10 protein-coding genes are annotated in these 12,976 nt (G+C 40.3%); 2 read left to right on the forward strand and 8 right to left on the reverse strand.

The annotated features are described in order from the left end of the window. Window positions 1-7 precede the first annotated feature (7 nt). Both MKX69_RS07205 and MKX69_RS07210 read left to right on the forward strand, forming a co-directional pair. Complete coding sequence (locus tag MKX69_RS07205) at window positions 8-1,459, forward strand: sensor histidine kinase (protein WP_010724004.1); 1,452 nt, start codon at window positions 8-10, stop codon at window positions 1,457-1,459. Then, complete coding sequence (locus MKX69_RS07210) at window positions 1,452-3,020, forward strand: response regulator transcription factor (RefSeq protein WP_002299000.1); 1,569 nt, start codon at window positions 1,452-1,454, stop codon at window positions 3,018-3,020. Before MKX69_RS07205 ends, MKX69_RS07210 begins: the two co-directional genes overlap by 8 nt. A 129-nt stretch (window positions 3,021-3,149) precedes the next feature. Here MKX69_RS07210 and MKX69_RS07215 read toward each other — a convergent pair whose 3' ends face one another. From MKX69_RS07215 to purQ, 8 genes are all read right to left on the reverse strand, one after another. Further along, window positions 3,150-4,064: an aldo/keto reductase gene (locus tag MKX69_RS07215; protein WP_002339367.1), complete on the reverse strand. Its 915-nt coding sequence runs from the start codon at window positions 4,062-4,064 to the stop codon at window positions 3,150-3,152. A 121-nt stretch (window positions 4,065-4,185) separates the two neighbouring features. Further along, window positions 4,186-5,460 (reverse strand): phosphoribosylamine--glycine ligase, encoded by a 1,275-nt coding sequence (gene purD / locus MKX69_RS07220; RefSeq protein WP_341009538.1) that lies wholly within the window; start codon window positions 5,458-5,460, stop codon window positions 4,186-4,188. Window positions 5,461-5,475: 15 nt separating this feature from the next. After that, entirely contained in the window at window positions 5,476-7,011 is a 1,536-nt protein-coding gene (purH, locus tag MKX69_RS07225) for a bifunctional phosphoribosylaminoimidazolecarboxamide formyltransferase/IMP cyclohydrolase (protein WP_341009541.1), read from the reverse strand. Beyond that, window positions 7,008-7,586, reverse strand: coding sequence for a phosphoribosylglycinamide formyltransferase (gene purN / locus MKX69_RS07230; protein WP_002288010.1), 579 nt, complete (start codon window positions 7,584-7,586; stop codon window positions 7,008-7,010). The genes purH and purN overlap by 4 nt, the downstream gene beginning before the upstream one ends. Further along, on the reverse strand, window positions 7,583-8,635 hold the full coding sequence (purM, locus tag MKX69_RS07235; RefSeq protein ID WP_002323447.1) for a phosphoribosylformylglycinamidine cyclo-ligase: 1,053 nt from the start codon (window positions 8,633-8,635) through the stop codon (window positions 7,583-7,585). Before purM ends, purN begins: the two co-directional genes overlap by 4 nt. Window positions 8,636-8,657: 22 nt before the next feature. Continuing rightward, window positions 8,658-10,097: an amidophosphoribosyltransferase gene (gene purF / locus MKX69_RS07240; protein ID WP_002299010.1), complete on the reverse strand. Its 1,440-nt coding sequence runs from the start codon at window positions 10,095-10,097 to the stop codon at window positions 8,658-8,660. Then, complete coding sequence (purL, locus tag MKX69_RS07245; RefSeq protein WP_002339372.1) at window positions 10,082-12,304, reverse strand: phosphoribosylformylglycinamidine synthase subunit PurL; 2,223 nt, start codon at window positions 12,302-12,304, stop codon at window positions 10,082-10,084. Before purL ends, purF begins: the two co-directional genes overlap by 16 nt. Then, window positions 12,305-12,976, reverse strand: a complete 672-nt coding sequence (purQ, locus tag MKX69_RS07250) for a phosphoribosylformylglycinamidine synthase subunit PurQ (protein WP_002288017.1) — start codon at window positions 12,974-12,976, stop codon at window positions 12,305-12,307.

Consider the following 12,976-nt stretch of genomic DNA (forward strand, 5'->3'; position numbering starts at 1 on the left):
AAGTATCATGACAAAAAATTTAAGCATAAAACAGATTTTTGCCCAAGCAAACAAAGCCATGCTTCTATTTGCTGTTATCCCTTTGCTACTGAGCATACTGTTATATTCGCAACAGCTTTTGATTTATCAACAGACGATCGCAAATATCCAAAAAGCAGATGCAATTGCTTTGAAGGTTGATCAAAAAGTTTTGGAAAGTATGTGGGACTTGATTTCTGGCCAAGTAACCGTAGATGAGTTCAATGAGGAAAATATCCTAGAAGAACTTAGGAATGATATTCGAGAGATCAAAAATAATACAAATACACTTAAAGAAATTAGTACGTTAGATGTATCGCTACGTACGATCGATACACTGGAAGATTATCAAAACGAGCTGATCAATAATATCTTGGCAAAAGATTTTATGGATACCAATGAAGAGATCATCAATCAGGTAGATTCTGTCACTCAACTGCTGTCAGATATCTTACAAGATTTTGTTCGTGTGGAGATCGACTTAGCAAGCAAAAAAAATACGACACTTGTCCGCTCGCTCATTCTATTAACAATAGTGGAACTTGGAGTTCTTAGTACCATTTTTTTCTATGCGAAAAAGAATCGTCGCTTTTTAGAGAGAAAGGTCCAAGAACCGATCAATCAGCTGATCGAGATGTCAGAACAACTTTCTTCAGGGAACCTTGGCTTTCGTTTAACCCTGCCGGAAACACTGGAATTACAAACACTTACCGCTAGCATGAATAAAATGGCGGAAGATCTAAACCAGTCTTTACGGGAGAACGCTTTGAAACAATACCATTTAGCACAAAGTGAAGTTCGTGTATTGCAAGCTCAGATTACTCCCCATTTTATTTATAACAGTTTGGATGCCATTATTTCTTTGATCGAACAAGACTGCTTTGAAGAAGCTCTGACTATGACCCATGCACTTTCCGGCTTTTTTCGTACGTCTTTAAGCAAAGGACAAGACTGGATTCCTCTTGAAAAAGAAATTAGCCATATCAATGATTATCTAGTCATCTTAAAAATAAGATACGGCCATATGCTTGACTATAAGATCGATATACCAGAAACACTTTTTCCTGTTTCTATTTTAAAAATGATCTTGCAGCCATTGATTGAAAATGCTGTATACCATGGAACGAAGTACGTCCGTCACAAAGGATTTATTCGTATTACCGCATGCAAAATCGATGAGATGATCCAATTCAAAGTCACAGACAACGGGATTGGCATCCCTGCAGAAAAACTGGCAGAAATACGTAAAGAGTTAGCCAAAGGTATCGATTCAGATTTCAGTATCGGCTACGGACTTTACAACGTAAACAAGCGTCTCCTTCTTTATTACGGAAATGATCAAAAACCTATCACGATTGACAGCAAATACCGAGAAGGAACAACTGTCACACTGATGATCCCTCTATCTCCCAAAACAATTGGAGGAAACAAACATGTATAAAGTTTTTATCATCGAAGACGAATACCTCATTCGCAATAACTTGCGGGAACAAATAACTGTCCTTGGTTCTTATTATCCAATCACTTATGTCGGCGAAGCTGGAGATGGTGAGATGGCACTGTCTTCAATTATCGACTTACAGCCCGACATCATTCTGACTGATATCCAAATGCCTTTCATGGACGGGTTGACTTTTTCAAAAGAAGCAAGGAAACTACTTCCTTGGACTCGTCTCATATTTATTAGTGGATTCGACGATTTCGATTATATGAAAGGAGCAATCCAGGTACAGGCAGATGATTATCTGCTTAAACCGATTAAAAGTAACGAATTGAAACAAGCAATAGAAAAAGCAGTAACTGCTTTAGATTTGCAGCAAAAAGAAACGCACACTTCTTCTGATCTTGTTTTCGAATTGAAAAAAAATCATTTCTTGAACGGTTTGTTCAAAGGCTCACTTACTATCAGTGAAACATTGAAACTTGCTGAATCTTTCAATCGCTCTTTAGCAGGGAAAAAAATGACCGTATTATTAGCAGCAAACCAAGTCAGTACAGACTTTGAAGATTACGCTCATCTCAGTGATTATTTGAAGTTTTTATTTAGGGAGAATCAACAAGTGATCTTCTCTGCTGTTTCCTCTCGATTCATCAAATTTTTAATAGTTGATTCTCTTGAAGAAAATGTGATCGAGACCAGTTATCAGGTAGCCCAAACGTTGGTCCATGAATTAGAAAAGGGACAAAAAAATAATTTTTCTGTCGCCATTGGTCCTGTCGCAGAAAGAATCAGCGAATTACCTGCATCTTTTGAGATCACGCAGATGATACTTGAAACCGCCAGTTCCCTTAAAGAACAAATTATCAGCTATGAGGATTTGATTCAAGAAGCGAAACTTCCAGTTGATTCTGTCTTTTACTTTGACCTCTCACTTGATTTGTCTTCATTATCGAAAAACGAAGTATCTAAGTACATCGAACACTTGACGAAACCACAAGGCACACCAACTCGAACACGATTATATCGTTTATTTGTCTTGACTAAGCTACTCCAGCATGTCTGCCTGAAAGAAAAGAAAATCCCGCAAGAAATGGTTCATTGCACATCCACCAGTCAACGCTTAGCAATCAGCGCCGACGACTCGCTTTACCGTTCGACAGTTTATATGTTCATTTCTTTCTTAACTGCTCTGCCCTCACAGCCTTCAAGGAACAAATATCAGCCAATTTTGAACCATGCATTGGATTTTATCAAAGAAAATTTTACCGATCCAGATATGTCCTTAACTTGGGTCGCTCAACAAGTTGCATTAAGTCCCTCTCATTTCAGTACGATTTTTTCTCAATCGTTTAACCAAACATTCATCGATTATCTGACAGAACAAAGAATCGAATTAGCAAAAAAATTATTGCAGCAATCAGACTATCGTATTTCAGATATTGCTTTTGAAATTGGTTATAATGACCCTAACTATTTCAGTTATTTATTTAAGAAAAAACAAGGGATTTCTCCAAAAGAATATCGGACACAGCTTTTCCTTAAAAACAAAAATAACCAATAAACGAAATCCGTACAATGATACTCTTTCCATTTGCAATTAAAAAAGACAGAATATCTCGAAGCTGAAAACAGCTTTCAAGTTATTCTGTCTTTTTAATTTATAGCCCTTTTGACCTGCTTATGACAATCTTTAAGGTAAAATGTTTCCAGCAGCACGGTACAATTCGTACCAATCTTCCCGAGACATATTAATTTCTGAAGCTTGAGCGATTTCCTTGATTCGCCCTATGTTCATCGTACCGGCGATCACTTGCATATTGGCTGGATGGCGCAAAATCCAAGCAGAAGCCAAGCCAGTTGGTGTCGTTTGATATTTAGCTGCTAGTTCTTCTAATGTTTGGTTTAATTCAGGGAATTTTTCGTTCCCGATAAATACACCTTCAAAAAATCCATACTGGTATGGTGACCATGCTTGGATCGTCATATCATGCAATCGGGAATAATCAAGTACACTACCGTCATGATCGATACTTGCTTCATCTGTCATATTGACATGAATCCCTTGATCGATCATTCCAGTATGTTTCAAGCCAAATTGCAGCTGATTAGCTACTAATGGTTGACGAACATATTTTTTCAGCAATTCGATTTGCATTGGTTTTTGATTGCTGACGCCAAAATAACGAACTTTTCCTGACCGTTCCAATTCATCAAACGCTTCAGCTACTTCCTCTGGTTCTACCAATGTATCTGGACGATGAAGAAGTAAAGCATCCACATAATCCATTTTCAGACGGGTCAAACTTTTTTCTACAGATTCAATGATATGTTTTTTAGAAAAATCAAACATCACACCTGGAACGATTCCACATTTTGTTTGAATAAAAAGATCTTCTCGTTTGATTGATGTTTTTGCTAGAGCATCTGCAAAGATTTCTTCATATTCACCGTTTCCATAAATATCTGCATGGTCAAAAAAATCAATGCCGTTTTCATAAGCTGTCTCAATCACTTTTACTGGATCTTCCGCATTGTTGATACGCATACAGCCTAAGATCACTGCAGCTGCTTTCTGATCAGAAGTACCTAATTGAATTTTTTTCATCTGAACTCCTCCTTATTTATATACACAACAAAAGTGTACCACACTCTTTATGAAAAGGCTTCACTAAAATCGGCGCTTCCGATTATGTTTGTTGTATTTTTTATAAATGGAAGCAGCTGATTTACTTCACGATCAGTTCGCTATTGGCAGCTTTTTCTCCAATATCTGTACGATAAAATGTTCTATCTGTCGTTTTATCCATTAACGCGGTGTAGATTTTTTTCTGTGCTTCTTTGATCGTCTCACCGTATGCTTCTACTAAATAAAGACGTCCTCCTGCTCCAACTAGTTTGCCGTTATTTGAGGAAACTCCAGCATAGTAAACAGAAAGCTCTTCTTCCGGAAAATCTGGTAGAACCATTCCTGTCTCATATTCTTCGGGGTAACCGGCAGCTGCAACCACAACGCCTACATTGTATCCTTCTTGCTGCCACTTTAACTCTACTGTACGATTCTCTAATAAATCATCGATTACTTGCGCAAAGTCACTCTTCAACCGAGAAAGAACGACTTGCGTTTCAGGATCACCGAAACGCGCATTGAATTCGATCACTTTTGGTCCTTCCTTCGTAGCAATCAAACCCGCATATAAAACACCCGTGAAAGAGCGTCCTAGTTCTTTCATTCCCAAAGCCGCTGGTTTTAAAACTTCTTCCATAGCTTTTTCAATCATCTTTTTTGAAATTTGCGGTACTGGTGAATAAGCACCCATTCCGCCTGTATTTGGCCCTTTATCGTTATCAAATGCCCGCTTATGATCTTGCGAAATGACCATCGGATACACCTTGGTATCACGGACAAACGCCAAAAGGGAGAATTCTTCTCCTGCCAAAAACTCTTCTACGACGATTTTTTTGCTGCTATCCCCAAATCGATGCTGGTTCAACATTTGTTCTGCCGCATCCAGCGCTTCCTTCACTGTGGTAGCCACGACTACACCTTTCCCAGCTGCTAAGCCGTCCGCTTTCACTACGATTGGCGCACCATTTTCTTTGATATACGCTGCTGCTTTTTCGTAACATTCAAAACTTCTGGATTTAGCTGTCGGGATTTGATAAGTATCCATTAATTGTTTAGCAAAACTTTTCGAACCTTCGATCAGAGCTGCTGCTTTTGTCGGACCGAAGATTTTCAATCCTTCCGCCATAAAATCATCGACGATCCCATTTAACAAAGGAACTTCAGGACCAACGATACTCCAATCAATAGCCTCTTTCTTAACAAAATGGATTAACGCTGAATGATCTCGCTCACTGATAGCGACACAATTGATACCATCTTTTGTCATCCCCGGATTTCCTGGCGCACAATACACCGTATCCACCTTCGGACTGGCTAAAAGTTTTTTACTTATTGCATGTTCACGACCACCTGCACCGATTACCAAAACGTTCATTTATCCGACTCCTCTCTAATGTCTAAAATGCCGAACATCAGTAAAGACCATTGCTAGATCGTATTTATTCGCCATATCAATAGAATCTTGGTCTTTGATGCTTCCTCCTGGCTGAATGATTGCTTTTATACCATGTTTGGCTGCATATTCAACCGAATCATCCATTGGAAAATAAGCATCGCTAGCTAAAACTGCACCTTCCATTTTCTCTTTCGCTTGTTCAATCGCAATTTTTACTGAACCGACTCGATTCATCTGCCCGGCTCCGATTCCTACTGTCTGACGTTCGTTTGCCAGTACGATCGCATTAGATTTCACATGTTTGACAGCTTTCCAAGCAAACACCAATGCTTTTGCTTCTGCTGGAGTCGGCTTACGTTTTGTCACGACTTTCCACTCTTCTTCATTTTCTATTGCCAGATCTTGATCTTGTACAAGAAGTCCACCTAAGACTGAGACCGTTTCTTCTCGATTTTGATTTTCTTCCTGCGCAAAGTCTATTGTCAGTAATCGGATGTTTTTCTTTTTTTGCAGTAATTCCAAAGCTTCTTGTGTATAAGAAGGGGCAATGATGATTTCTAGAAACAGCTTATGCATCTGTTCTGCTGTTGGCAGATCTACTTCTCGATTCAAAACGATGATCCCACCAAAGATTGAAACAGGATCTGCTTCATACGCTGCTTCCCACGCTTCTAAAATCGTAGATGCTGTCCCAATACCACAAGGATTCATGTGTTTCAAGGCGACTACCGTTGGCTCGTCATATTCCTTCATGATCCGTAGCGCAGCATCTGCATCTCGGATATTATTATAAGAAAGTTCTTTCCCATGGAGTTGTTTTGCTGCTGCGATCGAATATTTTTCCAGAAGAGCGGACTGATAAAAGGCAGCGGCTTGATGGCTATTTTCACCGTAACGAAGCGTTTGTTTTCGTTCATACGTAAGTGTCAATTTTTCCGGTTCTTTTTCTTCCACCCAATCCGTTAAGTATTGAGCGATCAGTGCATCATATGCCGCAGTATGACGAAAGACTTTTGCCGCTAGTTTTTGTCTGAAAGAAAGTGAAGTATGCCCATACTGACGTAATTCTGAAAGTACTTCTTCATAGTCAGATGGATCAACAACAGAGGTGACAAATTCATGGTTTTTTGCTGCACTACGGAGCATACTAGGACCACCGATATCAATGTTTTCAATAGCTTCTGCTATTTCGACATCTGGTTTCATAATCGTTTCTTTGAAAGGATATAAATTGACACAAACAAAGTCGATTGGTTGGATATTTTCCGTTTCCATTGCCTCCATATGGCTAGGGAGATCGCGTCTTCCTAAAAGACCACCATGGATTTTAGGATGAAGTGTTTTGACACGGCCATCCATCATTTCAGGAAACCCTGTCACTTCTTCGATCGAAAGCGTTTTGATCCCAGCTTTATCCAACGCATGCTTTGTTCCTCCTGTTGAAATGATTTCTACTCCTTGTTCAATCAAACCTTGGGCAAATGCTACAATCCCAGTTTTATCTGATACACTGATCAATGCTCTTGTCATTTCAGATAGCCTCCATTTTCAATAATTTCACTAATCACTTCTGGATAGATTCGATGCTCTACTCTATGGATTTTTTCTTCTAAAGAATCGAACGTGTCCTCCTGTTCAATTCTCACTTTTTCCTGCCGGATGATTGGTCCAGTATCTACACCTTGGTCGATATAATGAATTGTGACACCCGTTTCTTTTACTCCAGCTTCAAAGGCATCACGTATGCCATGCAAACCAGGGAAGGCAGGTAAAAGAGACGGATGGATATTGATGATTCTTTTATCATAATTTTTCAGCAATACCGGTCCAATGATTCGCATATATCCAGCTAATACGATCAAATCGATCTTTTTTTCTTTCAATTTATGCAAAATTGCTTCTTCATACTCTTTTTTTGAATCAAATTCTTTAGGTGAAAAACAATCTGCCGGTACACTCAACGCAGTTGCACGTTTCAAAACATATGCTTCAGGCTGATCACAAAACAACCAGTCAATCGAAGATTCCAATCCTTTTTTCGATAGATAATCGGCTAGCGCTTGAAAGTTGCTTCCGTTTCCAGAAGCAAAAACAGCGATTCTCATCGTTCTTCTCCTATAAACACCACACGATGTTTTTCTTTGGCGATCACTTTCCCGATTTCATAAACTTTTTCGCCAGCTTGCTCAATTTCGTGTACTATTTCTTTTACTTTCGATTCTTCGACTGCCAGGACCATGCCGATGCCCATATTGAAGATTTCATACATCTCCATCTCAGGAATTTCACCATATTTTTGTAAACAGCCGAATATTGGAAGAATCGGCCATGAGCCAAGTTTGATTTGTGCAGCCATAGATTCTGGTAACATTCGCGGGATATTTTCTACAAACCCTCCACCAGTGATATGTGCAGCTCCTTTTATTTTCTTTTCTTTGATCAGCGGAAGCAAAGAAGAAACATAGATTTTCGTTGGCTCAAGCAATTCTTCGCCAAGTGTTTTTTTCAATTCTGGCAGTTTTGATGATAAAGAAAACTGCTGCTGCTCAAAGAAAATTTTGCGAACAAGAGAGTACCCATTTGAATGAATCCCGCTAGATGCTATTCCAAGCAACACATCTCCTGGGTTGATCGTTTCTCCTGTCAATAATTGAGATTTTTCAGCTATCCCTACAGCAAATCCGGCTAGATCATAATCATTACCTGAGTACATACCAGGCATTTCAGCTGTTTCTCCGCCAATCAGCGCCATATTTCCTTGAACACATCCATCTGCTACACCTTTTACTACATTTTCCAAACGTATCGGATCATTTTTCCCCGTTGCTAAGTAGTCTAAGAAATATAACGGCTCTGCGCCTTGTGCTAAGATATCATTGACACACATCGCTACGCAGTCGATCCCGATTGTATCGTGTTTGTCTGCTTCGATTGCCACTGCTAATTTTGTCCCCACACCATCGGTCCCCGAGACAAGGACTGGCTCTTTTAATTGAAAGACCGATAAATCAAAACAACCGCCGAATCCTCCTATAGCGCCCATCATACCTAAACGTTCCGTTTTTTTGACATGCTTCTTGATCCGTTCTACTACTTCATATCCAGCTTCGACATCTACGCCAGCTTTTGCGTATGCATTTGCCATTGAATTCATATACTCCCTTCTTGGTCTGCTTTTAAAAGAACGATACTTTTTCTTTTAGCGATTCCTGATACTTTTCTTCATAGTCATATAACGGCGTTGGATAATCTCCGTTGAAATAAGCCATACACAATCCTGAATACGGGCCATCCTTTTTCAGTCCAATCGATTCGATCAGACCCTCTTCACTTAAAAATCCTAAAGAATCTGCACCGATACATTCTTTGATTTCATCAATCGTGTGATTTGCCGCAATGAGTTCTTTACGCGTTTGAATATCAATCCCGTAAAAACATGGATATTTCAAAGGAGGAGAAGCAATCCTCACATGGACTTCTTTTGCTCCTGCTTCTTTCAAAAGATGGACGATCCGTCTGCTTGTCGTACCCCGAACAATTGAATCATCGACCATAATCACCTTTTTACCTTCCACCACTCCTCGTACAGCAGATAATTTCATTCGAACACCTTGCTCTCTTAGCTCAGGCGTTGGCTGGATAAATGTTCGGGCAATGTATTGATTTTTTACTAATCCGATTTCATAAGGGATTCCACTAGCTTCCGCATAACCGCTTGCGGCTGACAAAGAAGAATTAGGTACGCCGACGACCATATCTGCTTTTACTGGCGATTCTTTCGCTAAATTCCGTCCCATATTTTTCCGTGCAGTATGCACATTGATCCCTGCGATGTTTGAATCTGGTCTGGCAAAATAGATATATTCCATCGAACAAATGGAAAGCTGCGTATTCTTCGTAAAGCAATCAATCTGGATTCCTTCGTCATTGATAATCACTATCTCTCCAGGCTGGACATCTCTTATAAAACGTGCCCCGATAACTTCTAATGCACAAGTTTCCGAGGCAATCACGTATGCTCCGTTTTTCATTTGTCCGATTGCTAATGGACGAAAACCATTTGGGTCCAAAGCGGCAATCATTGCCGTTTCTGTCATTAATAAATAGGCAAATCCACCTTTGACTTCATTTAAAGCACTTTTCAATTTATTTAAAAAATCTGTTTCTTCACTTCGTCGGATCAAATGCATCAATATCTCCGTATCGGAGTTAGAATGGAAGATCGCCCCATTTTCCTCTAACTCTTTTCTAAGTGAACGAGCATTGATCAAATTGCCGTTATGCGCTAAGCCGATCGACTGATCATGAAATTTGAATAGAAAAGGCTGAATATTGTCCACACTTCCATTGCCTGCTGTTGCATAACGTACATGTCCGATTGCAGCTTCTCCTGTTAACTGCTGCAGTTTTCTTTGATCTTTGAATACCTCAGAAAGCAGCCCCAGATCTCGATGACCCATAAGCTTTCCTCGATCATTGGACACGATGCCCGCACCTTCTTGTCCTCGATGCTGAAGACTATGGAGCCCGAAGTATGCCACACTAGCGGCATCCGGATGACCCCAAACGCCGAAGATCCCGCATTCTTCATTTAAACTCTTCACTTCATAAGACATACGATTGCATCCTCCCAGCACTTTCTTGCTACTGCAGTTTCTATTTTGATCTGACCGTCAGTTGCTGAAATTTCGATCATCGCTTCTTCCGTCACTTTTCCTGCTAAAATAGCAGAATCACCCATCATTTCTTCGAATCGTGTCTTATTTTCCGGTGCGACTGTCAACACAAATCTTGATTGAGTTTCTGCAAATAATTGAGCAGAGGACAATTCAAACTGTACAGATATCCCTAGCTGATGTTTGAAAGCTGATTCTGCCAGTGCAATTGCCAAGCCACCTTCTGAACAGTCATGAGCACTTTCAATCAATCCGTTTTGGATGGCTGTCAATACTAACTCTTGGTTTCTCTTTTCAATGGATAGATCAAAGTTTCGGATCACACCTTCGATTCTTCCAAGCTGCATCTTTTGTAATTCACTGCCATCAAAATCTGCAAACGTCTTACCTAATATATAGATTAGATCCCCTGATTTTTTGAATTCCTGAGTAGTGATATGTTTATGATCCTCAATCAATCCGACCATACCAATCATTGGTGTTGGATAGATTGCTTGACCATCCGTTTCATTATATAAAGAGACATTTCCTGAAATAACAGGAGTTCCTAACGTTTCACACGCAGCAGCAATTCCATCAGCTGAAGTCGATAATTCCCAAAAAACTTCTGGTTTATCAGGAGAACCATAGTTCAGGCAGTCGGTGATCGCCAAGGGCTTGCCACCGCTAGCAATAATATTTCTAGCAGCTTCTGCCACTGCTATTTGTCCTCCGATTTTTGGATCCAAATAGAGATAGCGAGCGTTGCAGTCTGTGGTCATCGCTAATGCTTTATTCGTCCCTCTAACCCTCATCACAGCAGCATCGCTTCCTGGACGGACAACTGTATTTGTTTGTACTTGTGAATCATAAGTTTCGTAGATTGAACGTTTTGAAGCAATCGTCGGTTGCTGCAGCAGATCAAGCAATACTTGTCCAGGTTCTTCGATAACTGGCTGATAAGGAGCTAACTGCTGAAATTCTACGATTCGAGCTGGTTCTTTCATTTCTTTATGATAAACTGGTGCATCTTCAGCTAATGCATCGACTGGCAGATTTGCTACTTCTTCTCCTTGATGATATAGCCGATATTGCCCGTCGTCTGTTACTTTACCGATAGTGACTGCATCTAGATCATACTTCTGAAATAGTTCTTGGATTTTTTCTTCCTCTCCTGATTTGACACAAATCAACATCCGTTCTTGTGATTCCGATAGCATCATTTCATAAGGTGTCATCCCAGTTTCTCTTTGTGGGACTTCATCTAATGTCAATATAAGTCCTGAGCCAGCTTTTGAAGCCATTTCCGCACTAGATGAAACAAGTCCTGCTGCTCCCATATCCTGTATACCTATTAGAGAATCCGAATGATGCAAGATTAATTCCAAACACGCTTCAAGCAGCAGCTTTTCCATAAAAGGATCGCCTACTTGTACAGCAGAACGTTGCTGTTCTTCTTCTTGATTAAATTCTTCTGAGGCAAAAGTTGCTCCGTGGATACCGTCGCGACCTGTTTTTGCACCTACATACATGATCGAATTACCGACGCCAGCGGCTTGCCCTTTCTGGATATGTTTGTGTTCAATCAAACCTACGCACATTGCATTGACTAATGGGTTTCCTTCATAACAAGGATCAAATGCAATTTCGCCGCCTACAGTCGGTATGCCGATACAATTGCCGTATCCGCCGATACCTGCAACTACTTCTTCTAGTAAATATTTCGTTCTTGGATTATCTAATTCGCCGAACCTCAATGAATCTAGCAACGCAATTGGACGAGCCCCCATGCTGAAAATATCTCTGATGATTCCGCCAACTCCTGTCGCAGCTCCTTCATAAGGCTCCACGGCTGAAGGATGATTGTGACTTTCTGCTTTGAAGACAACTGCTAGTCCATCACCGATGTCGACGATGCCTGCGCCTTCTCCAGGGCCTTGCAACACATGAGGTCCACTAGTAGGAAATTTGCGTAGAACCGGTTTAGAATTTTTATAGGAACAATGTTCGCTCCACATAACAGAAAACAGTCCAGTTTCCGTATAATTAGGCATTCTTCCTAAGATATCTTCTTCGATCATTCGATATTCTTCATCAGTCAATCCCCATTCGGCATAGATTCTTTTTTTCTTGATCTCTTCAGCTGTCGGTTCTTTCAATGTTTTCATCTATACGGTCACCTTTCCGAAGTTTTTTAAAATGGAAGCAAAGAACCGTTTCCCATCTTCTGATCCTAGCAAGTCTTCTACTGCACGTTCTGGATGAGGCATCATTCCTAACACATTCCCTGCTTTGTTCGTAATCCCTGCAATGTTTTCCACGCTGCCGTTGATGTTGTCATTATAAGTAAAGGCAATCTGATTATTTTTTTTTAGTTCTTGAAGTGTTTCTTCGTCACAGAAATAATTTCCTTCCCCGTGAGCAACTGGAAGATAGATTATTTCGTCGGCTTCATACTCTGAAGTAAAGGCCGTCTTAGGGTTGACTTTCAATGGTACAGTTTTGCAAATAAAATGCAAAGACTCATTTCGTCTCAGTACACCTGGCAAAAGTCCTGCTTCTGTCAATATCTGGAATCCATTGCATGTACCGAATACTGGTTTCCCTTCTTCAGCAAAACGAATCACTTCTTCCATGATTGTAGAAAACCGGGCAATCGCGCCACATCTTAAATAGTCTCCATATGAGAATCCTCCCGGCAGTAAAACCCCATCAAATCCTTCTAAAGAGGACTCATCATGCCGTACAAATTCGGCATCAGCGCCCATGATCTCGCGAACTGCCCATAACATATCTGCGTCACAATTTGAACCTGGAAAAACGATGACCGCAAATTTCAT

It is taken from the genome of Enterococcus sp. FSL R5-0957, from assembly GCF_038008005.1.
Taxonomy (GTDB): domain Bacteria; phylum Bacillota; class Bacilli; order Lactobacillales; family Enterococcaceae; genus Enterococcus_B; species Enterococcus_B faecium.